This is a genomic window from Nonomuraea sp. K271 (genome assembly GCF_009908215.1).
GTDB classification, from domain to species: Bacteria; Actinomycetota; Actinomycetes; order Streptosporangiales; family Streptosporangiaceae; genus Nonomuraea; species Nonomuraea longispora.
This window is the reverse complement of the sequence record NZ_JAAAHR010000040.1, coordinates 1-21,101: the sequence shown is the minus strand read 5'-3', so window position 1 is coordinate 21,101 and position 21,101 is coordinate 1. Positions and strand designations below refer to the sequence as shown.

Annotated in this window: 18 protein-coding genes; 15 read left to right on the top strand and 3 right to left on the bottom strand. The window is 71.5% G+C overall.

Annotated features, from left to right (window positions below):
• The first annotated feature begins 10 nt into the window (after positions 1 to 10).
• A complete protein-coding gene (locus tag GUY59_RS16410; RefSeq protein ID WP_138203325.1) occupies positions 11 to 1,051 on the top strand; it encodes an ABC transporter ATP-binding protein in 1,041 nt (346 codons plus the stop codon).
• A 434-nt stretch (positions 1,052 to 1,485) separates the two neighbouring features.
• The gene (locus GUY59_RS16405; protein ID WP_138203326.1) at positions 1,486 to 5,373 is read left to right on the top strand and encodes a hypothetical protein; all 3,888 of its coding nucleotides are present in this window, start codon (positions 1,486 to 1,488) and stop codon (positions 5,371 to 5,373) included.
• A gap of 22 nt (positions 5,374 to 5,395) precedes the next feature.
• On the opposite strand, the gene GUY59_RS16400 is transcribed toward GUY59_RS16405, so the two are convergent.
• Positions 5,396 to 5,659: a hypothetical protein gene (locus tag GUY59_RS16400; RefSeq protein ID WP_138203327.1), complete on the bottom strand. Its 264-nt coding sequence runs from the start codon at positions 5,657 to 5,659 to the stop codon at positions 5,396 to 5,398.
• A 120-nt stretch (positions 5,660 to 5,779) separates the two neighbouring features.
• Between GUY59_RS16400 and GUY59_RS16395 the strand changes: the two genes are divergently transcribed.
• Complete coding sequence (locus GUY59_RS16395; protein WP_171055476.1) at positions 5,780 to 6,760, top strand: acetylxylan esterase; 981 nt, start codon at positions 5,780 to 5,782, stop codon at positions 6,758 to 6,760.
• 69 nt (positions 6,761 to 6,829) lie between these two features.
• Here the strand turns inward: GUY59_RS16395 and GUY59_RS16390 are convergent, their stop codons facing one another.
• On the bottom strand, positions 6,830 to 7,117 hold the full coding sequence (locus tag GUY59_RS16390; RefSeq protein WP_132337477.1) for a HesB/IscA family protein: 288 nt from the start codon (positions 7,115 to 7,117) through the stop codon (positions 6,830 to 6,832).
• 140 nt (positions 7,118 to 7,257) lie between these two features.
• On the opposite strand from GUY59_RS16390, the gene fxlM reads away from it, so the two are divergent.
• From fxlM to GUY59_RS16370, 4 genes are all read left to right on the top strand, one after another.
• Positions 7,258 to 8,400: a methyltransferase, FxLD system gene (fxlM, locus tag GUY59_RS16385; RefSeq protein WP_161714569.1), complete on the top strand. Its 1,143-nt coding sequence runs from the start codon at positions 7,258 to 7,260 to the stop codon at positions 8,398 to 8,400.
• A gap of 294 nt (positions 8,401 to 8,694) precedes the next feature.
• On the top strand, positions 8,695 to 9,690 hold the full coding sequence (locus GUY59_RS16380; protein WP_138203331.1) for a DUF2382 domain-containing protein: 996 nt from the start codon (positions 8,695 to 8,697) through the stop codon (positions 9,688 to 9,690).
• 206 nt (positions 9,691 to 9,896) lie between these two features.
• Entirely contained in the window at positions 9,897 to 10,718 is an 822-nt protein-coding gene (locus tag GUY59_RS16375) for an NAD(P)-dependent oxidoreductase (RefSeq protein WP_138203333.1), read from the top strand.
• Positions 10,719 to 10,756: 38 nt separating this feature from the next.
• The gene (locus GUY59_RS16370; protein ID WP_165959876.1) at positions 10,757 to 11,122 is read left to right on the top strand and encodes a winged helix-turn-helix transcriptional regulator; all 366 of its coding nucleotides are present in this window, start codon (positions 10,757 to 10,759) and stop codon (positions 11,120 to 11,122) included.
• A 16-nt stretch (positions 11,123 to 11,138) separates the two neighbouring features.
• On the opposite strand, the gene GUY59_RS16365 is transcribed toward GUY59_RS16370, so the two are convergent.
• Positions 11,139 to 12,890 carry an exo-alpha-sialidase gene (locus GUY59_RS16365; protein ID WP_236667208.1) on the bottom strand — a complete coding sequence of 584 codons (1,752 nt, stop codon included), beginning with the start codon at positions 12,888 to 12,890 and terminating at the stop codon, positions 11,139 to 11,141.
• A 240-nt stretch (positions 12,891 to 13,130) separates the two neighbouring features.
• Between GUY59_RS16365 and GUY59_RS16360 the strand changes: the two genes are divergently transcribed.
• From GUY59_RS16360 to GUY59_RS16325, 8 genes are all read left to right on the top strand, one after another.
• Positions 13,131 to 14,030 (top strand): hypothetical protein, encoded by a 900-nt coding sequence (locus GUY59_RS16360; RefSeq protein WP_138203337.1) that lies wholly within the window; start codon positions 13,131 to 13,133, stop codon positions 14,028 to 14,030.
• 69 nt (positions 14,031 to 14,099) lie between these two features.
• Positions 14,100 to 14,384: a hypothetical protein gene (locus GUY59_RS16355; RefSeq protein ID WP_138203339.1), complete on the top strand. Its 285-nt coding sequence runs from the start codon at positions 14,100 to 14,102 to the stop codon at positions 14,382 to 14,384.
• 42 nt (positions 14,385 to 14,426) lie between these two features.
• A complete protein-coding gene (locus GUY59_RS16350; RefSeq protein ID WP_138203341.1) occupies positions 14,427 to 15,827 on the top strand; it encodes an FAD-binding oxidoreductase in 1,401 nt (466 codons plus the stop codon).
• 195 nt (positions 15,828 to 16,022) lie between these two features.
• Entirely contained in the window at positions 16,023 to 17,546 is a 1,524-nt protein-coding gene (locus tag GUY59_RS16345; RefSeq protein WP_161714568.1) for an MFS transporter, read from the top strand.
• 26 nt (positions 17,547 to 17,572) lie between these two features.
• Positions 17,573 to 18,712 (top strand): FAD-dependent monooxygenase, encoded by a 1,140-nt coding sequence (locus GUY59_RS16340; protein ID WP_138203345.1) that lies wholly within the window; start codon positions 17,573 to 17,575, stop codon positions 18,710 to 18,712.
• A gap of 216 nt (positions 18,713 to 18,928) precedes the next feature.
• The gene (locus GUY59_RS16335; RefSeq protein ID WP_138203347.1) at positions 18,929 to 19,963 is read left to right on the top strand and encodes a fatty acid desaturase family protein; all 1,035 of its coding nucleotides are present in this window, start codon (positions 18,929 to 18,931) and stop codon (positions 19,961 to 19,963) included.
• A gap of 97 nt (positions 19,964 to 20,060) precedes the next feature.
• The gene (locus GUY59_RS16330) at positions 20,061 to 20,633 is read left to right on the top strand and encodes an MFS transporter (RefSeq protein WP_138203349.1); all 573 of its coding nucleotides are present in this window, start codon (positions 20,061 to 20,063) and stop codon (positions 20,631 to 20,633) included.
• Positions 20,634 to 20,710: 77 nt separating this feature from the next.
• Positions 20,711 to 21,101: copper resistance CopC family protein (locus GUY59_RS16325; protein WP_161714567.1), on the top strand; the 391-nt coding region annotated here is incomplete at its 3' end.

Genomic DNA, 21,101 nt, shown 5'->3' with positions numbered 1-21,101 from the left:
GAGCTCATCAATGGACATCAGCATCGAAGGGATCTCCAAGACGTTCGGGGAGACCACCGCGCTCGAGTCGGTCGACCTGTCGGTGCCGTCGGGGCGGCTGGCCACCCTGCTCGGCGCGTCAGGCTGCGGCAAGACCACGCTGCTGCGGATCATCGCCGGGTTCGAGACCGCCGACACGGGCGCCATCCGCTTCGGCGAGCGCGACATCGCCAAGGTCCCCGTGTGGAAGCGCCGCATCGGGTTCGTCTTCCAGAGCTACGCGTTGTGGCCGCACATGACGGTCGCCGAGAACGTCGCGTACGGCCTGCGCCTGCGCAAGCTGTCCAAGGAGGCCGTCGCGGACAAGGTCGCCGCGGGCCTGGCCATGGTGGGGCTCACCGGCAGGGAGCAGCACCGTCCCGGCCAGCTGTCCGGCGGCCAGCAGCAGCGCGTGGCCCTGGCCAGGGCGCTCGCCCTCGAACCCGACGTGCTGCTCATGGACGAGCCCCTGTCCAACCTCGACGCCAGGCTGCGCGTCGAGATGCGCAGGGAGATCCGCCGCATCCAGCAGGAGACCGGCATCACCGCCGTCTACGTCACCCACGACCAGGACGAGGCCTTGGAGATCTCCGACCTGGTCGCCGTCATGAACGGCGGGCGGGTGGAGCAGATCGGCGCCCCCGAGGACGTCTATGAGCGGCCGGAGACCACGTTCGTGGCCTCGTTCGTGGGCAGCGTCACGCTGTTGCGCGGCCAGGTCACCGACGACGGCGAGCTCGCGCTCCCCAGCGGCGGCAAGGTCGGGTTCGGCCGGCCGCTCGGCCAGGCCGGGGCCGCCGTGCACGTGGCGCTGCGGCCCGAGGACCTGCGCATCGTCGAAAACGGCCAGGCCCTGTTCACCGGCAAGGTCGTGCGCAGCAGCTTCCAGGGCAGCTCCAGGGAGTCGGTCGCCGAACTGCCCGGGGGCGAGCTGCTCTCCTTCGAGCACCGCCGCCCGCTGCCCACCGGCGCCACCGTGGGCCTGGCGGCCGACCGCTTCACCGTGATCGGCCAGGACACCGGCGTCGCCTGAGCGTTTGAGGAGCGGTCGTCTCATGCGCCGAAGCCCCGCCGCTGTCGTGCGACGACTACCGCTCGCACGTGCCCGGCTGGTGGCCGCGGCTCCACCCCTACCAGCGCTGACGCGCTCCGGCAGGCCTCGTGCGTCCGGCGGTCGTGACTCTGCGTGAGTTCCCGGGTCAGAAAACTGGAGTTCCAAGGTCGGAACCGGTTTGACGGCCAGTGAGAGATGTGGTCGGCTCGTTCCCTATGTTTCTGATGGGATGAATTGAACCGGTCCGGGGAGAACGCTACATGCCGCACGCCTTGCTGCGCGTGCTCGCTTCGACGTCCATCGCAAGTGCCGCAATCCTGGTGGCCGTGCCGCCGGCCGCCGCACGAACCGAGGTCGCACCAGCGGGGGTCGCATCAGCCGCAGTCCACAGGGAAGCGGCGAAGGCCCGTCCCGTGCCCGCCGTGCAGGAGCCGGCGCCCGCCACGGTCACCGTGCCCACCCGCGAGTCGCTCGCGCTCCGGCCCGCCGGCGACGACGGGGTCGGGCCCGACGCGCCCGAGGTGACCACGGCCGCCGGCCCGGGACTCGTCCAGGAGATCGCCGCCAAGGCCGCGGCCGTCCAGAAGGAACAGGGGCTCGGCGCCGGGGCGCCCGACACGCGCGACGTGCTGCCCGACACCTCCAACGCCGAGACGCTGACGCTGGTCAAGCCGCTGGCGTCCGTGCTGAAGACCTTCGACGACCTCGGCAAGGCCGTGCCGGGGCTGACGTACCGGCTCTGCGTCGAGAGCGAGACCGTGCCGGTGTCCTGCTCGATCTCCAAGCCCGTCGGCGTGCCGGTCGCCGCCGACGTCACGGGGGACTCCAAGCCCGACCTGGCCGCCGACCTGGTGCCCACCGCCAGTCCCGCCAACGGCTCCGTCGGGCTCGGCTTCGTCGTCAGGCGGCTGTCGGGGGACAACCTCAAGGCCCGGGTCTGGGCGGAGTACGACGGCAAGGTGTCGGTCGGGTTCGACGGGCTGAAGCGCGGATCCTCCCTGTCGGCCAGGGACTGGGGGAACTTCACCGTCGACATGGAGGGCAGGCGGGTCAAGGCCAGCATCACCCGCAAGGAGCCCGGCGCGTCCGCGGCCATGATCGCCGGCATGACCGGGAGCAGCGCGGTGAGCCTGCGCCAGACGCCCGCCACCGAGAAGCTGACCGTCAACGCCGCGCTCGACACCCCCACGCTCGACGTCTCCGCCTCCTCGCCCGCCAAACTGGACGCGCTCGCGGTGAACGGCCGCCGGTTCGTCCACGCGGTGCTCGACAAGATGGCCGCCCGTGCCGACGTGCGCCTGTCCGGCGGGACGATCCGCTTCAACAGCTCGTCGAGCGTGGCGCGCGCCTTCCTGAACTCCTTCACCTACCGAGACGGGCGGCTGGCCAAGGTGGTCAGCGCCGAGCTTGAACGGGTCCCGCGCTCCCTCGTGGCCAAGTACGACTCCGGCAAGCGCAAGCAGGCCGTGTCGGTCACCGGCAAGGGCCGGTCACGCGCCGGGGCCGCCAGCCTGCTCTACTACGACAGGAACGCGTCCCAGACCGTGATCAAGACGGAGCTGAGCGCACTGCCCGCCAAGGTGCGCCTGGTCAACGACCTGACCAAGCACCAGGTCACGCACCGGACGAGCTCGCCCGTCGGCAAGTTCCAGGCGATCCTGCAGCGCGACGGGGGCGCCATCTCCAGCCCGCGCGGCGGCCACGTCACCATGATCAAGAACGGCTCCGCCGTCGGGGTGTCCGCGCTGCTGTCGGGCCTGTCCGCGTTCGACGTCACGTACGGGGGCAAGCCGCACGCCCACCTGGAGGTCGACTCCAGCGGGAACTCGTTCACCGGGGCGGCCAGCCTCGACGGTACCCACGTGGCCAGGATGGAGATCTCCAACACGCCCGCCACCGTCGACCTCACCCTCGACCCGGGCGCCAGGAAGGCGGCCTTCCAGGCCAGCGGCGAGATCAAGCGCATCCACGCCGCCTACGCCAACCTGAAGTCGGGCCCCACCGTGGACGGCACGCTCATGGGCGTGCGCGACGACGTGAACGCGTCCTGGGAGCTGGGCGAACGGTCCACGATGCGGATCGCGACGTCCAAAAAGCTCGACGAACTGCGGATTTATGCCAATAGAGCGTACGTGAAGAAGCCGACCGGCGAAGACCTTCAGGCGACCGCCAAGGGCCTGCGCAAGGAGGCCGAGCTCGTCGCCGACACCAAGGCGAGGACGCTCACCTGGACGGCCGACGCCCCGATCGACAAGGTGACGGCGCTGGCCAGGGTCAAGCTCGGCGACCGTTACGTCCGGGCCGCCGCCGACGTACGCGACGTGCCGGCCCGCTTCGACGCCTCGTGGCAGGCCACGTCGTACCGGTTCCGCGGCCGGTCGGGCCCCGTCGGCACGGCCGAGCTGGCCTTCACCAACCACGACGCCGCCAAGTCGCCCACAGGCCCCCACCTGGCCGCGCACTACGACCAGGCCTCCGGCGACATGGACGCCAGCGTGCTGGTCAACGGGCTCGAACACGTCGAGTTCACGCCTGCCGCCGAGGGCTTCAGCGCCGACTTCCGCTCGGCCAAGCAGACCCTCGCCGTCGACGCCGACATCACGCGGGGCGACACCCGCTTCGGCCTGATCGGCTCGCTCGGGCCCGCGCCCGGCCGCCTGGCCGTCACCTCCGCCGGGGGCAAGCTCACGTACGCCGGCTCCCAGCTCGACGTGCGTGCCCGCGCGTGGCTCGGCAAGGTCGCCGCGCTGGACCGCATGCGGGCCGCCCCCGCCCTGCCCGGCGGCGGCGTGTCCCTGGTGGACGGCGGCTGCGCCACCGGGTCGAAGGGCTGCTCGCCCGGGCCCTTCTGCACGCCGCAGCGCGGCTGCTACGGGCTCCAGGGCTACCTGGACGTGACCGGGCTGCCCCAGCAGGTCTCCGTCGACCTCGCGGGCAAGACGTTCGCGTTCTCCGGGTTCGCCCCCAAGCGGAAGAGCCTCGGCGTCTACCTGGCCAGCTCCGTGCTGGCGCCCGTCCCGATCAAGGCCAGGGCCACCCTGACCGGGCTGCCCTCCAAGATCACCAGCATGGCGCTGGGGCCGTTCGACGTGGCCAAGGGCAACGCCGTGAACGCCGGCTACCGCATCGAGCCGGCCGCCACCCTCGGCAGCCTCGACGTGCACGCCGAGTCGGGCGGGGTACGGGGCAAGGTCGCGATCGACCCGGTGCCCGCCGCCGTGGCCGTCCAGGGCACGTACGGCGCCAAGACCCGCATCCGCGTGACGAACTCCGCGGCCGTCAAGCGGCTGAACGCCAAGGTCACCCTGCCCGGCAAGGGCACCGGCGAGCTGCGTTTCTCCGACGTGCCCGCCCGGTTCGGGGTGGACGCCGACGCCTCGGGCGCCGGGTTCAGCGTGCCGGCCGTCACCTACAAGGCGCTGGGCGGCGTCAACACCCTCGACGGCTACCTAGGGGTGGAAGGCGGTCTGATCGATCCGAAGGGCCGCCTCGGGGACGTCGCGGTCGCGGTCAGGGACCTGGCCTCCGACACCACCGTCCGCATGAACCCCGACCAGTCGCTCGACCTCGTCTCGAGGCCCGTGCCCAGCGGGCGCGTCACGCTGCGCGCCGGGCTGCGGATGGATCCGGTCGCCAAGCAGCGCATCGCGGTGAAGAAGGAGGTCCCGCACACCAAGGGCTTCCTCACCTACCAGGTGGCCGGGCAGTTCGGGCTCGGCAGGAGCTCGGTGAATGACGTCTCGCTGTCGGTGCAGGGCATGTCGTGGTTGCGGATCAGACCGGGCAAGATCCCGTTCGGCATGAAGGCTCCTCCCGCGCTCGGCTACGTGGCGCCCGCCTTCCAGGGGAAGTACGGACGGCTGAAGCTCTCCGCCGACGGGGTCGACCTGCGGCCGGACGTCTCCCTGGACGTCAGGCTGAGCAGGGACATCGGCAACGACCTCTTCCACGAGTCGGTACGGATCGGCGGCACCAAGTCCCTCGCCATGCGCCGCTACGACCAGCGGATGAGGCGCATCGGCGCCAAACAGGAGATCAAGGCCGCCGGGTTCAGCGTGGCCTGCCTGACGGTGGACGCCAAGCCCGGGTTCGTCGCCGGGGGCCGCAAGAACACCATCACCCTGCGCGGCGCCGACGGTCCGCAGATGGTCTCGCTGCTCGACCCCGGCGGGCAGGTGCCGGACTACGCGGTGGACCTGCTGACGCACTTCATGAGCCCGTTCCCCGGCGCGGAGTGGAAGGTGGCCAACACCAAGGCGGGCACCTGCGAGGACGACTCCTCGCGCCCCGAATCGCGCTGACGACGCCGCCTGGGCCGCGCGGTCAGGGGACCGCCCGGCCCAGGCGCAGCCTGATCCGGTCCCCGCGCCGCACGCTCTCGCGTACGGTCCACAGGCGCTCGTCGATGACGGTGCCCCTGGCCGTCATGTAGCCGCCCATCCTGAGCACCGGCCGCCCGGTGTCGTCGCTCACCAGTTGCGCCCGCGACTCGGACTCGTCGCCGAACAGCACGAGGAAGTCGTGGGCCCCGGCGGGGGCGTCCAGGACCAGGCCGGGATAGAGGTGCGAGTAGGGTATTTCGACCACGTGTTCATTCACGGGTGATCGCCTACCCGGTGGGGGCGGGTTCGAACAAAGAGGGTGGGATAGCGCTTTCCGGTGCTATGCGATGAAATGTCATTGATCCTGCTACAGGTTGGAGACCTCGTGCCCCTGTTCGACATGCCCCTTGAACAACTTCGCGGCTACCTTCCCGACCGCGACGAGCCGGCCGACTTCGACGCGTTCTGGTCCCGCACCCTGGCCGAGGCCAGGGAGTCCGGCCCGGCCGCCGAATACGTCCCGTACGACCTGCCCTTCGCCGCCGTGGATGTCTTCGACGTCTCCTTCGCCGGGTGGGGCGGTCACCGGATCAACGGCTGGTTCCTGCTGCCGAAGGGTGCGGACGGCCCCGTGCCGTGCGTGATGCACTACATCGGCTACAGCGGAGGGCGCGGGTTTCCCAAGGACCACCTGATGTGGCCGGCGGCCGGGTACGCGGTGTTCGTGATGGAGACGCGCGGCCACGGCGGCGGCAACGTGGGCAGCCCCGGAACCACCGGCGACCCGCACGGCAGCGCAGGACCGCAGGCGCCCGGCATGATGACGCGCGGAATCCTCGACCCCGGCGACTACTACTACCGGCGCGTCTTCACCGACGCAGTCAGGGCCGTGGACGCGGTGAGCGAGCACCCGGCGGTCGACGCCGGGCGCATCATCGTCTCGGGCGGCAGCCAGGGAGGGGGTATCGCGCAGGCCACCGCCGCGCTGCACCCGTCTGTCAGGGCCGCGCTCATCGACGTGCCGTTCCTGACCCACTTCAGGCGCGCCGTCGAGATCACCGGGCGCGATCCGTACCAGGAGCTGGTGCGTTTCCTCGCCACCCGGCGGGACACCGCGGACCAGGTGTTCCGCACACTGTCGTACTTCGACGGCCTCAACTTCGCGGCGCGCGGGCGGGTCCCGGCGCTGTACTCGGTGGCGCTGATGGACGACGTGTGCCCGCCGTCCACGGTGTTCGCCGCCTACAACCACTGGCAGGGCCCCAAGGAGATCACGGTGTGGCCCTGGAACAACCACGAGGGTGGGGGCGGCTTCCAGTCCGAGGAGCAACTGCGTTACCTGCACAAGCTGCTCAGCGAGGACTGAGCGGGCGCACCTCGCGCCCGCCCGCCCGTGCCGGACCGCCGGAAGAGGTCCGGCACGGCGGCGGCCGTGTCAGGCGCTCTGCTCGGTGACCAGGAACGACACGCTGCCCTGGTCGTCGGCTCCGGCGTCCAGAGACTTGTCCTCCAGCACAGTGGCGGCCACAGGGTCGAGGTAGACCCGAGCTCCTTCCGACTCGACCACCGCGTCCGCCGGTTCCGGGGCGGTGGCCAGGGAAAGGGTGAGCGAGCTCGCGCCTTCGCCCTGCGACGAGATGCGGATCCCGCTCTGCGAGGGCTCGGGCGCGGCCGCGGTCAGGTCGCGGATCGCCTGGGCGGCGTTGGCTGTCAGGGTGAGCACTACGGCTCCTCCTCACGTTCGACGTACACGAGTTGGCTGCCCTTCCCTCCTCAGTCCGGCTCAACCCTTCGTGACCATTTCTTTATCGAACTTCTTGTTCGGGGCGCGCCGGGTACGCCGCAGCGTGGACAATGGCGCCCATGGATCTCGCGGCGCTGCGCAACGACATGGTCGCGGCGCTGCGCGAGCGCCAGCACGTCGGTGAGCCGGTGGCCGCCGCCATGCGCGCGGTGCCCCGCCACCTCTTCGTGCCCGGCGTCGGACCCGAGGTCGCCTACCGCGACGAGCCCATCGTCACCAAACACGACGAGCACGGCACGCCGATCAGCTCGTCCTCCCAGCCCGCGATCATGGCGGCCATGCTCGACCAGCTCGACGTGCGACCCGGCCACCGGGTGCTGGAGATCGGCGCGGGCACCGGCTACAACGCAGCCCTGCTCGCCCGGCTGGCCGGTCCCGGCGGCCGGGTCGTGAGCGTCGACATCGACCCCGACATCGCGGCCCGGGCGAGCAGCCATCTGTCCGCCGCCGGGGCGTCCGAGGTCGAGGTGGTGTGCGCCGACGGCGCTCTGGGCCATCCGCCGCTCGCTCCCTACGACCGCGTGATCGCCACGGTGGGCGTCTGGGACCTGGCCCCGGCCTGGCTGGAGCAGCTGGCGCCGGCGGGGCGGCTCGTGGTGCCGCTCGACCTGCGTGGCGTGCAGGCGTCGGTGGCCCTGGAACGCGCTGAGGGCTGCTGGGAGAGCGTGTCGGTGGTGCCGTGCGGGTTCATGCGGATGCGCGGCCCGTCCGCCGGCACGGAGGTGCTCATGGCCGTACGCCGCGACCCCGAACTGATGCTGACCCTGCCGGAGCCCCGGGAGGTCGGCGACGTGGCGGCCGCGCTCGACGCCGCGCCCACCGAGATCGCCACGGGCGTGAGCGACCACGCGCCGCCGTACCTGGCGGGCCAGGGCGTCTGGTTGTGGCTGGCGCTGCACGAGCCCCGCTGGTGCGCACTGAGCGGCAGGCTGGAGGCCGGATACGGTGCCAGCGCCGGCATCGTCGGCACAGGCGGCATCGCGCTGCTCGTCATGCGGGACGGGGCGCTCGTCGTGCGCGGTCACGGACCCGGCGGCGCGAGGCTGGCGGCCGACCTGGCCGGGCACGTCAGGGCGTGGGACGCGGCCGGCCGCCCGGAGGCGGGCACGCTCCGCGTACGCGCCTGGCAGGGGCCCGCGCCCGTCGACGGGGCCGCCATCATCGAGAAGCGCCACACCACCCTTGCGCTGAGCTTCGCGTAGGCCACCCGGCCTTCCCAGCGGCCTTGAGGGCTCCTGTGCCGCGCTTCTGGAGCCGCGCGTTCCCGTCCCGCTCCTGTGTTGAGCCCGCCGGCGCTGAGCCTTCCTGAGGGCTCGTGTCCGGTCGGTGAGGCGGCGTTCGCGGGGTTGCCGTGGCTCTCACGGTCAGCGGTGGCGGGTCTCTTGAGCGATACCGGAATGAGGGTGAAAACTGCCCGACAAAATGTGGATTTATGGCGATATGGGGTATTTGTCACGATTGAACCAGGACGAGCGCATTGGGGGATCGTCGTGGCAATGGAAACAGAGATCCGCAACCTGCTCGACTGCCACGTGGTGGGGTCGGACGGCCAGTCGATCGGCAAGGTGGGCCAGGTCTACCTCAATGATCGCTCGGGCGAGCCGGAGTGGGTGACCGTACGCACAGGGCTCTTCGGCATGAAGCAGACCTTCGTGCCTCTGGCCAACGCCCGCCGCTCGGGAGAGGAGATCAAGGTCCCCTTCGACAAGGAGATGATCAAAGGCGCTCCGAACATCGACGTCGATGACCGCCTCACGATCGAGGAGGAAGCCGACCTCTACCGCTACTACGGCATGCGGCCGTCGAGTGTTCCGCAGCAGCGCGCCGGCGAACCGCGTACCGCGAAGACTCCGGTCACGGGGGACCGTCCGGAGAGGCCGAAGCCCACCGGGAGCGCGGGCGCGCCCCGCGACGACCTCATCACCGGAGGCCCGGCGGGTGGCACGGCAGGCAAGGGCGGCGCAGAAGGCGCTACGGGGGAGACGGGCCGGCGGGACTTCACCGGCAGGACGGCCGGTCCCGACGTCAGGGGTGAACGGGTCGGCGGCGACCTCGCCGACGAGCAATACATCTCCATGACCCGCTCGGAAGAGCGCCTTCGCATCGGCAAGGAGAGCAGGGAGACAGGCCGCGTCCGCCTCCACAAGTACGTCGACACCGAGACCGTCCACGAGACGGTGCCGCTCTCGCGCGAGGAGGTCGTGATCGAGCGCGAGGCCGTCCACGAAGGGGACACGACGGCGGCGCACGAGGCGGAGATCGGCGAGGAAGACCGCGAGATGATCCTGCACGAGGAGCGTCCGGTCGTCGGCAAGGAGACCAGGCCGGTCGAGCGGATCCGCGTCAGCAAGCGGGACGTGCAGCACGAGGAGACCGTCGAGGGCCAGATCCGCAAGGAGCGGCTGGAGATCGACGAGGACGGAGCGAGCAGCGAGAGGGGCGAGGGCGAGATGTTCGGCCACCGTGGGAGTGACCTTCCCCCGGAGCGGTGACATTCGGGGCAGCGGTGCCGGATGCGCCGCTGCGGACCTTGCAGGCAAAGCCCCGGTCGCTGGTGAGAGGCATCAGCGCCCGGGCTTTTCCGTGCCGGCCCTGGTCCCGGCACCCCAGGGTGGAGTCCTGACGTTCAGGTAATCACGCACTTCGAAGTGCGTTCTTGTGGCACGTACCGATCCGAGTGAACAGTGTCCCCATGAACATGCGGCATGAACGAATCAGCATCCTCGGTCTGGGAGCCATGGGGCGCGCGCTCGCGAGCGCGTTCCACGAAGCCGGTCGCGAGGTGACGGTCTGGAACCGTACGCCCGCGAAAGCGGACGACCTCGTCGCCCGCGGTGCGCGGGAGGCGTCGAGCGTGGAAGAGGCGATCGAGGCGGGCGACCTGACGGTCGCGTGCCTGCTTGACGACGCCAGCGTCCGGGAGGCGCTCGCACCGGCCACGCGGACCCTGGACGGGAGGACGCTCGTCAACCTCACCAGCGGCTCGGTACGGCAGGCACGTGAGCTCGCCGGATGGCTCGAGAAGTACGGAGCGCGCTTCCTCGCCGGCGGGATCATGGCCGTGCCTCCGACGATCGGGACGGAGGGGGCTTTCATCCTCTACAGCGGAGCGCATGACCTGTTCGACCGTGTCGCCCCCGTGCTCGGCCCCATCGGCCGTCCGCTCTGGGTGGGCGAGGACCCCGGATTCGCGGCGCTGTACGACATGGCCGCGCTGAGTGGCATGTACGGCATGAGTGCCGGGGCGGACCACGCCCTGGCACTGGTCCACGCGGAAGGCGGCGACGTGGAGACGTTCAAGCGCGAGGTGCTTCAACCGTGGATGGAGCAGATGCTTGCGATCACGGTTCCCGGCGCCGACGTGAGCGAATCCGTTCCCGACGAGTACAACCCCGCGATGCAGGCGACCGGCCTGGAAACCCTCCTTTCCGCCTCCCGGGAGGCGGGTGTGCCCGCGGACCTGGCCGGACACCTGCGCACCTCGCTGTGGCGGATGCGGCGCGCCGTCGCCGCCGGCTGAGCCCGCACCACAGGAGCGGGGCGGGCGGTCCCGCTATCATGAGGCAGGTGCGCAACCCGCCCTACATCTGTGCCCTCGACGCCGCGATGGACGTCGTCGGGGGCAAGTGGAAAGCGCTGATCCTGTGGGCGCTGGCCGAGCGGCTCCACCGATTCGGCGAGTTGCGCCGCAGCCTCCCCGGCGTCAGCGAGAAGGTGCTCGCCCAGCAACTACGCGAACTCGAGGCGGACGGGATCGTCCGGCGGACCGTCTTCGAGCAGACACCGCCCCGAGTCGAATACGAGCTGACGGATGAAGGCGTCGCCCTCTACGCGGCGCTCGGCGCCTTGGGGGAGTGGGGCGTTCGTCGCATGCGCACGCTCGGTGTCGTTCCCACCCACGGCAAGGACCAAGCCGGGGCGTGACAGTCGAGCGGCACGCTCACGATCCACGGCTGGAGCGCTCGGCGTACAGCTCGATCTCGTTCAGCATGCTGCACGCGCTGCCGATCTCGGGGTCGCAGCCGCTTGTCGGCGTGGTGACGATCTTGACGTGCCGCCCCGTGCGCCGGAGCTCCGAGTAGCGCATCGCGTAGTCGGTCCTGCCGGTGACGGTGAGCGCGGGCTCGCCCCACGACCGGCCGTCCCGTGAGATGTAGACGCGGGCTCCGGCCGGATGGCCCGGGCGCAGGCTGAGGCCGATCCGGGTGAAGGTGTAGGGCCGGTCCAGACGCAGGACGTAGCGGCCGCGGCCGGCGGCGACCGCGCCCGACCAGTAGGCCGTGCTGCCGTCGAAGGCGGCGGCGGGCCGGGTCCACGGCCGGTAACGGCTGGTCCACCTCATCGTGGTGTCGAGCGTGAGGTCGCCGCGCCGGCGCATCGCCCCCAGGTCCAGCAGGCCGGCGCCGGGAGGGGCCACGGTGAACAGGCGACGCTTGATCGCGTACCAGCCGCCGTGCTCGAACCGGCCGTGCGCCGGGCAGGCCGTCTCGTTGAGCAGCCCGTCAGGCCGTACGCCCGGCAGTTTGCAGTTGTCGAAGACCTGGATCAGCCGGTGCGGGCCGACGGCGGCCACGCCGGTGTAGCCGGACGATCCGTGCGTGTCCCAGACGCCGTCGCGGTTGTGGTAGGTCACCCGCGGCTCCAGCCACGTCTCGCCGAGCCCGTCGGGGGAGACGGCCAGCCAGTTGTCCGGCCGCCCCGCGCTCAGCACGAGCACCCCGGCCGGGGTCAGCAGCAGCCGCGGCGCCACCCCGCGCACCACGCAATCGGCGCCCGGGGAAAGGCCGGAGAAACGCAACTCGCGCGCCGGCGACCAGGTGCGGCCGCCGTCCGCCGAACGGCTCTGGTGCAGCGTGGAGTACTTCCCGCCGTCGTGGCGGAGCACCGCCAGCAGGCTGCCGTCCACGGCCTGCGCGACGGCCGCCTCGGTGTAGCCGAACCCCTCGGACGGCGTGGCGATCACACCGCGCCGGGTGAACGTCGTCCCGCCGTCCTGGCTGGCGTACACCTCGGCCTGGTACGCCCCCGTGCCGCTGTAGCGGGCGTAGACCGAGATCAGGATCGTGCCGTCGGCGAGCTGGATCGGCGCCCCGTGCGCGGCCCCGCCGGGCAGCAGGTCGCCCGGCGTGGTCAGGGTCGCCTCCGACCGCAGCCAGCTCTCGCCGGCGTCCAGCGAGGACGAGGTGAGTACGCCCAGAGCGGCCGTGTGCGGGCCGGTCCGGGCCGGATAGTACTCGGTGGCGAAGAAGCGGCCGTCGTGCAACTCGATGGGCGACTCGCGCAGCGGCGTCCGGCTCGGCGGGCCGAACGTGGCGCCCCCGTCGTCCGAGACCACGGCCGCGTTGGTCAGCGTGACGACCTCGTCGACGTTCGTGGTGTAGGTGACGACCGCCTTCCGCTCCGGAGGGCCGCCGCGCCCGCTCACGCCGAGCACGGAGACGTTCGGGAAGCCGGCGAACTCCAGCCGCTCGGAGGCCGTCGGCTCCTGTGCGGGCGGCCGCGGGAACGGATGGACGAGATCGGGTGAGGAAGCACTGGCGATCAGGTAACCCTCGCTCGTGGCGGGCTGGTCGGGTAGCACGCAGTAGCCGGGCCCCGGCTGTGCGGGCGCGTGCCCCGCAGGCTGCGTCACGGCCACAGGAAGGACGGCCGACAGTGCCGCCGACAAGGCCGTGACCACGGTTGTGTGCATCAGCACCGGCCTCGCCTCTCACCCCGTACGCCAACGGCACCGACTCTAGATCATCCCGCACCGGCAACCCGGTATTCACCTGCGGGGAGTCGCCGGTTCACGCCGGGACGAGCCCAGAGGATTCATACCATTCGTAAAGTGACAGTTGACATGAAACCCCGGTATGACGACGATCGAGGCGGCACCATTAAGTGTGAATTTACGTAGGTCGAAAGACCACGGGTCGGGAGGTGGCCCTACATGAGCATCGAGCCCAGGGCGCAAGTGGCCCCAGAGCGCGTGCTGCCAGGCCCGGTGCCCGTGGCGCCGGAGGCGGCCGCGCAGCAGCGCGTGGTCCAGCGGATCTGCGCCAGGGTGGCCCCCGAGGGCATGAGGATCGGCGTCGGCGATCTGCCGCCCGGAGGCCTGCAGGTGTGGATCGAGACGCCGGTGGACATCGCCGCCGCGCCGGAGTCATGGGTGCTGCACCACCGCATGGCCCGCGAGGTGGCGCTGGTCGGCTGGCACTGCGAGGCGGACGCCGACCGCCTGCTGGTCCTCGGCTGGAGCGCCGCGTGCCTGCACAACCGCGTACGCCTGCTGCAGAGCGGCCTGCGCCGGCTGGCCGGCTTCGAGCACACCGCACAACGGGCGGTGCAACTCGACGGGCAGCACCCGGACGACGAGCCGCCCGCGCAGGTGGCCGCGGCCGTCTGCGCCTCCATCGAGCGGCGGCTGCGCTGGCCGGAACGGCTGGCTGAGCTCGCCGGTTTCGAGCGCAGCTCGGAACTGCCTCACCTGCAACTGCTCCTCGCCCAGGTCGCCGGCCTGGAGGCGAAGGTCGCCCGCGCCTGCGAGGAACACCTCGTCATGGCGCGCGTGCTGGCCAGAGCCGTCTGCGAGCAGTACACGCGGCACCGCGACCTGCACCGCGCGCAGCGGGACGTACTGGCGGAATCGCGCCGCTGGGTGCACGCCAGCACCATGATCCGTGGCTCGGCCGGCGCCCGGCCGAGCACCCCGGGCGTCGGCCGTCCCCACATGGGACTGGCGGAACGCCGCATCGCCGCGAGCGTCATCAACCACGGCGTGCCGCGCGTGCCCCGCGCGGCCACCGCTCCACGGGCCGACCACTTCGGTCCCGCGGAGGACGCACGCTGACCTCGATCCGCTCAACGGCGAGCGGTCACCCGGAAAACCCCACACAGATCCGGTAGGAGAGCTCCCGTCATGCGAACCCCCCCGCACCTTCCCGCCCGGGCCAGGCACGAGCACCGAGACCCCGAGCACGTGGGGCGCCACCCGTACGGCCTGCACGACATCCCCTCGCAGACCGGGCCGCGCCACCCCCTCACCCTCCCCGACACCTTCCCGCCGTACGAGCCGTACGAGTCCGGCGAGTCCGGCGAGTCCGGCGAGTCCGGCGAGTACGTGGAGCAGCGGCTGCTCGAGATCAGGGAGATGTCCAACCAGGCCATCGGCTCCATCGACGACCTGCTCCAGCACACTGCCTGAAGTGTGCCCCCATCGAGCGATATCTGATCTTTGAGGAGAGTCATGCAGGATCTGTCGCGACCGGAGCTGAGGTCGCGTGACGTCGGGGGACACCAGCCTCGCTCCCTGGCGGGCATCGAGACGCCGCGCACGCTCGACGAGGTACGCGCCCTCGTACGCCAGGCCATGACGGCCAGGCGCCGCCTCTACCCGATCAGCACCGGCAGGAACTGGGGCATGGGCTCGGCCATGCCGGTCACCGACGACAACCTGGTCGTCGACCTCAGCGGCATGAACCGCGTACGCAGCCTCGACCTGGAGGCCGGTTTCGCGGTCATCGAGCCGGGAGTGACCCAGGCGCAGCTCGCCGAAGTGCTGCGCGGCACTCCGTGGATGCTGAACGTGACCGCGTCGTGCGCCGACACCTCCGTCATCGGCAACGCGCTCGACCGCGGCGACGGCTGCATCCGCTCCCGCGTGCACGACGTCGCCGGGATCGAGGCCGTGCTGGCCGACGGCAGTGTCGTCACCACCGGCGGGCTGGACCCCGCGGGGCGCTACCACGGCCGCGTCGCCGGGCCCGACCTGACGTCCTCGTTCGTCCAGCACAACCTCGGCGTCGTCACCGCCATGGCCGTCTCGCTCGTGCCGCGCCCGCAGACCATCGCCCTCGTGCACGGCCGCATCCCGCGCGACCAGGTCGGCACCGCGGTCGGCGCGATGACCGGGTTCCTGCGCCGCGGCAACCCGGCCGAGGGGCTGATGCGGGTGCGCGAGCTGTCGCTCACGCCGAGCCGCGGCGACTGGGTGCTGCCCGCGGGCGTCGACCCCGGCATGTTCACCATCCTCGGGCCGCTCATGGGCAGCGACGCCACGGTCGAACTGGCCGAGGAACTGCTGCGCAAGGCGCTGATCGAGGTGGAGGGCGCCGAGGCGCTGCGGGTGATCGACGCCGCCGAGGTGGACGCCGGCGACCCGCTCTACGCCAGAGCGCTCATGTCGCAGGGCATCCCCACCTGCCTGGGCGTGCACAACGCGCTCGGCGTGACCTCATGCGACCAGATCGACGAGGGCCCGATGGGCTTCCTCGCGCTGCTGCCGCTGATGCCGATGCACGCGCGGAAGACCGAGCACGTCCTGGCCGCGCTGCAGACGGCCGTCGACGCCCACACCACCGCCCTCATGGTCGAGTGGAACCTGGTCAGCAGGCACATGGCCAACGGTGTCATGCAGATCTTCTTCGAACGCGGGGCGCCCGACGCCGCGCACCGGGCGCACCAGCTCCGCAACGACGGCAGCTGCGTCCTGCGGGCCAACGGCTGCGCCATCTACCGCTCCGACATCGACCACGCGGCCGCCGACGTCTGGTCCGAGACCAGCACCGCCAGCCTCGGCATGCTGCACCGGCTCAAGACGGCGCTCGACCCGGACGGCCTGCTCTCGCCCGGCCGGTACGGCGCCTGACCCCCACCCGTCAGGCTCCGCCGTCCGCACAGCCGGAGTGTGCCAGGCGGCGGGGCGATCCACGATCGACAGTGAAGATGGAGGAACCACGTGCGTTCGTCACCAGCGGCCGTCCGGGGATCGAGCACGGCCGGCGCAGACCGCCGACACGGCGTGATGCTGCGGCTGGTCGGTGCGGGTGTCATGTTGACGGTGATGGCCGACACCACGGCCACCACCCTGGCAGTCGGAGTGCTGCGGTACACGCCCGCCGGCGCGGGCATGCCGCTCGGTGACCTGGTCTGGCTGACCAGCGCGGCGTTCATCCCGATCGCGGCGCTGCTGGCCACCGCCGGCCGGTGGGCCGACCTGTTCGGCCGCCGGCGGGTGCTGGCCGTCGGCCTCGTCGTGTTCGTGCTGGGCGGCATCGCCGCCGTCGCCGTGGAGCCCTGGTCGTACGTGCTGGCGGCGCGGGCGGTCCAAGGCGCGGGAGCGGCCGCGATGATCCCCGCCAGCCTGGGGCTGCTGCTGGGAGAGCTGCCGGAATCGGAGCGGCGCGGCGCGATCGCGTTGTGGAGCTCCGCGTCCGGCCTCGGCTGCCTGCTCATGCAGGCGGGCGGCGGCTGGCTGGCCGCCTCCGTCGGCTGGCGGGCGCTGTTCATTCCCGACGTCGTCATCGGCATCGCGCTGCTGATCGCCTGCGCCTGGCTCCCGTCCGGCAAGAGGTCCGGCGCCAAGGGGGTTCCCGACGTGCTGGGCGCCTGGCTGCTCGCGGGCGGCATCGCGGTCGTCGTACTGGCCATCTCCAAGGCGATGGCCTGGGGCATGGACGTACTGTGGCTGACGCTCGCCGCGGTCGCCCTGCTGGGCGGCGCGCTCGCGCAGGCCAGGCGCCACCGGCTCCCGGCGATCGACCTGGCCCTGTGGCGGCGGCCCCGCTTCGTCTGGGGCTGGCTGGCGACCTGGGGCTTCGGCGCGCTGTCGTACGGGCTGCTGACCGTGCAGCCGCTCTACCTCCTGCACCTCGGCTACCCCATGCTGGAAGTGGCCATGTGGCTGACGCCCACGTCGGTGGCCGTCGTCGTGTCGAGCTTCCTGGCCGGACGGCTCGTCAGGCGCATCGGCCCCTACGGGCTGATCTACGCGGGCTCGCTGCTCTGCGGCGGCGCCTGCGTCCTCGTGCTGGTGCAGTCGGGGCCCACCGTGTGGGGCCTGATCGCCAGCGTCGTGGTCGGGGTCGGCGTCGGCGCGCTCGCCCCCGGCACCTCCGTCGCCACGACCCTCGCCGCCAGCCCCCACCAGTACGCCTCCGCCGTCGGCTCGGCGACCATGGCGCGCATGGTCGGCGGCGCCGTGGGGGTCGCCGTGGTGTCGATCGTCATCGACCACCCCTTCATGACCGGCCCCTTCGCCGGCCTGGCGGGCGCGCTCGCGCTGTGCGTGGCCATCTCCGTGCTGATCGGCGCGCTGGCCCTCACCAAGATCACCAAGATGCGCCCCGATCCGGGCGACGTCATGGTCAAGGTGCCGCGCAAGCTCCTGCTCGAACTGCGCATGACCCTCGCCACCGTCGCGGCGGAGGCGGACGCGCTGCTGCCAGTCGAGACCCGCACACCCCCCACGACCACCCCACCGGCTCCTCAGCAGGGTCTCCCCGTGGACACCCGGATGGGCCGGGTCCCGCTGCCGCGGGCGGCCGAGACAGGCCCGCTCGCCGGAACCCGCGGGCGTACGAACTAGTTCAACCATTCAGAAGGGCTCTCGTCATGGCAACCACATCGTGCGACGTGGCCATCGTCGGCGCCGGACTCGGCGGCTGCTTCCTCGCCCTGTTACTGGGCCGCCGCGGGCAGCACGTCGTCGTCATCGAGCAGGGACCCTCGGTCCCGAGCGCGGGCGCCGACTTCCTCAAGCCCCCCGGCCGGCGCGTGCTCGCCCGGCACGGGCTGGCGGACCTCGTCGAACGCCATGGCCTCAGGCGTAACACCATCCGCTACTACCACGACGGCGACCCCATCAGGGAATGCCGCTTCCCCGACGGCGGCTTCATCATCCGCCCCTACCGCGAACTGGTGGAGCTCATCTACACCTCCTGCGCCATGGAGGGCGTCGAGTTCCGGTTCGACACGAGCATCGACGACGTCGCGACCGGCGACGGCCGGGTGGAGGAGTTGACGCTCTCCGACGGCCGCACGCTGAGGGCCGGCGTCGTGATCGGCGCCGACGGCACCAAGTCCGCCGTACGCAGGGCGCTCGACATCGAGCAGCAGACGATGCCGTACGAGCGGCTGCTGATGCGGGTGGCCACCGTGCCGCTGACCGCCAGCGTCGCCCAGCGCAACCGGCTCTACTTCAGCTCCGAGGGCTGGCTGGCCTACTTCTACCCGCTCAACAGGGACCAGGCCAGGGTGTTCGTCGGCCTGCCGCCCGAGGACGACAAGGAGATCTTCCAGGACGGCATCCCCCTCCTCATCGACACGCTGAAGAGGTTCGTCACCGACAGCTCGGACGCCTTCGACGTCCTGCAGCCCGCCACCTGGCAGCGGATCAAGGTGTCGTCGCTGCGCGTGGCCGGTTACCACAAGGGCAACGCCGCGCTCCTCGGCTCGGCCGCCTTCGCCTGCCACCCGATGACGGGCATGGGCATGAGCTACACGCTGCACGACGCCGAGATCCTGGCCGACGTCATCTGCGCGGCCGGCGGCGACCACGACCTGCTCGACCGGCTCCTCCACGCCCGCTACGAGCCCCGCAGGCACGCCCACAGGGAGCTGATCGACTACGGTGACGCGCTGGCCGCCACCTTCCGCGACCGGACCGCCTACCTCACGGCCTTCCGCCCCGACCTGCACGTCCACGGCGACGCCGCCGCGCCCGAGGAGGTGCCCGCCCTGCAACCGATCTGAGCCGGGCATATGAGCCGGGCGTCCCCGCCGCCCGCCCCACCCCGAAGGTGACGGCAGCCCATGCCCAGGCGGCGGGGGCGTCGATCCGGCGTCCGTGGTAGGGCCTGCCCTACCCTCAGGAAGGGTGACAGCGGGAGTCACATCCGGTCGAGTTGTCAGCGATGCTGTAGGTATTCCACATACGACGCATCAGCATCGGAGAAGACTTTGACTGTGGTGGACACGTCCCGTGCCCGGCCATCAGGAGAGAGAGGAAGCGACTTCGCCAGGCTGTCGCGCCGTATCGCGCAGGAGGGCCTGCTGAGGAAGCGGCCTGGCTACTACGCGGCCAGGATCACCATGGTCGTCGCCCTGTTCGCGGCAAGCTGGGCGCTGTTCGCCTGGGTCGGCGACTCGTGGTGGCAACTGGCCGTCGCCGTCCTCATGGCCGTGACGTTCGGGCAGGTCACCCTGCTGGCCCACGACCTGGCGCACGGGCAGATCTCCCGTTCGCGGCGCATCAGCAGAATCGCCGGGCTGATCACCGGCAACCTGGCCATCGGGCTCAGCTACGGCTGGTGGATGGACAAGCACACCCGCCACCACGCCAACCCCAACCACGAGGACCGCGACCCCGACGTCTCGCCCGACTTCCTCGTCTGGTCGGAGAGGCAGGCCGAGGCCAGCCGCGGGCTGCCCAGGTTCGTGGGCCGCTGGCAGGCGCTCCTGTTCTTCCCGCTGCTCACCCTCGAAGGGCTCAACCTCAAGGTGTCGAGCTTCCGCGCGCTGCGCAGGAAGTCGCTGAAGAACAGGACGCTCGAAGGGCTGCTGCTGAGCGCCCACGTGCTGGCGTACGCCGGCGTGCTGTTCCTCGTGCTGCCGCCCGGCCTGGCGCTGACGTTCCTCATCGTGCACCAGGCCTGCTACGGCGTCTACCTGGGCTGCACGTTCGCGCCCAACCACAAGGGCATGCCGGTGCTCACCGCCGAGGACGAGCTCGACTTCCTGCGGCGCCAGGTGCTGACCTCACGCAACGTGCGCGGCGGCCGCCTGGTCAACACCGCGCTCGGCGGCCTGAACTACCAGATCGAGCACCACCTGTTCCCGAGCATGCCCACCGCGAACCTGCGCAGGGCGCAGCCCATCGTCAGGGAATACTGCGAGTCGCTCGGCATCGACTACGTCGAGTGCGGCCTGTTCCAGTCGTGGGGGCAGGCGCTGCGCCACCTGCACGAGGTGGGCCGGCAACTGCGCGAGGCCCCCACGACGTGACGGCGCCCGTGAGGCGCCGGACACGTGACGGCCGGGACCGTGAACCGCCGGGCGGCGGAAAGCGGGACCGGGCGGTCTCTGTGTAAGGATGGCGGCTGTGTCCCCTCCGTCATCATCCGCGCCTTCGGCGGCGTCCGGGCTGCGGCTCGCGCGCGCGGTCGTGTTCGCGGCCGTCTGCGGCGCGGTGTCGGCGGGCGGGCACGCGCTGGCGGGCGGCGGGCCGGTGCCGTTGCCGGTCTACGGCGCCGCGGTGCTGGCGGCGCTCGGCCTGGCCTACCTGATCGACGGGCGCGAGCGTGGTCCCGTCGCCGTGCTCGCCGCGACCGCGGGCACCCAGCTGCTGCTCCACCAGCTCTTCGACCGGCTGGCCCCCGCTCCCGCGCCGGAGTTCGCGCACGCGCACCCGGGGCCCGGCATGGCGCTGGTCCATCTCACGGTGGCGGCGCTGACGGCGTGGTGGCTGCACCGCGGCGAACGCGCGTTGTGGCTCGTGATCCGCCTGTACGCCACGCCGCCGCCGGCCATCGGGCTGCTCGTCGTCGCCCCCGTGGAGGTCGCCCTGCCGTCATGGCCGCCGGCCACCCCCGTCCTCCCCGCGTACGCGGGAGAGACCGTCTCAGGAACGGTCAGCAGGCGCGGCCCGCCCCGCGAGCACCAGCGTCCGCGCTGACGCTCGCCGCCCTGCCAGCATCCTGGACGCCGGCGCCACGGGCGCGGCCGTCCGGGAGACCTTTCCGGAGACCTGTCATGACACTCCCGCCACTCACCGTCCGCGCGCCACGCATCCGCAAGGCGGCGCTCGCGGCGCTCGCCTGCCTGCTCGTCCTCGCCCTTCCCGCCGCGCCCGCCCACGCCCACGACAAGCTCAAAAGCAGTTCGCCCGCCAAGGACGCCGAGGTGTCCTCGGTCGAGGAGATCGAGCTCGAATACACCGCGAGCGTCAAGTTCCCGTTCATCGTGCTGCACGACGCGGCCGGCGGACAGATCACGCTCGGCGAGCCGGAGACCGACGGGCCGAAGGTGTCCGCCGCCGTGCCCGAGCCGCTCGCGCCCGGCTCGTACGTGATCGCCTGGCGGGTCGTCTCCTCCGACGGCCACCCCATCGAGGGGGAGATCCCCTTCACCGTGAAGGGAGAGG

What these genes read in the sequence shown, in the direction of transcription:
- GUY59_RS16410 (WP_138203325.1), top strand. Translation starts at nt 11, where the DNA reads ATGGACATCAGCATCGAAGGGATCTCCAAGACGTTCGGGGAGACCACC.
- fxlM (WP_161714569.1), top strand. Translation starts at nt 7,258, where the DNA reads ATGGATCTCGCGGCGCTGCGCAACGACATGGTCGCGGCGCTGCGCGAG.
- GUY59_RS16380 (WP_138203331.1), top strand. Translation starts at nt 8,695, where the DNA reads ATGGAAACAGAGATCCGCAACCTGCTCGACTGCCACGTGGTGGGGTCG.
- GUY59_RS16375 (WP_138203333.1), top strand. Translation starts at nt 9,897, where the DNA reads ATGCGGCATGAACGAATCAGCATCCTCGGTCTGGGAGCCATGGGGCGC.
- GUY59_RS16370 (WP_165959876.1), top strand. Translation starts at nt 10,757, where the DNA reads ATGAGGCAGGTGCGCAACCCGCCCTACATCTGTGCCCTCGACGCCGCG.
- GUY59_RS16365 (WP_236667208.1), bottom strand. Translation starts at nt 12,890, where the DNA reads ATGCACACAACCGTGGTCACGGCCTTGTCGGCGGCACTGTCGGCCGTC.
- GUY59_RS16360 (WP_138203337.1), top strand. Translation starts at nt 13,131, where the DNA reads ATGAGCATCGAGCCCAGGGCGCAAGTGGCCCCAGAGCGCGTGCTGCCA.
- GUY59_RS16355 (WP_138203339.1), top strand. Translation starts at nt 14,100, where the DNA reads ATGCGAACCCCCCCGCACCTTCCCGCCCGGGCCAGGCACGAGCACCGA.
- GUY59_RS16350 (WP_138203341.1), top strand. Translation starts at nt 14,427, where the DNA reads ATGCAGGATCTGTCGCGACCGGAGCTGAGGTCGCGTGACGTCGGGGGA.
- GUY59_RS16345 (WP_161714568.1), top strand. Translation starts at nt 16,023, where the DNA reads ATGGCCGACACCACGGCCACCACCCTGGCAGTCGGAGTGCTGCGGTAC.
- GUY59_RS16340 (WP_138203345.1), top strand. Translation starts at nt 17,573, where the DNA reads ATGGCAACCACATCGTGCGACGTGGCCATCGTCGGCGCCGGACTCGGC.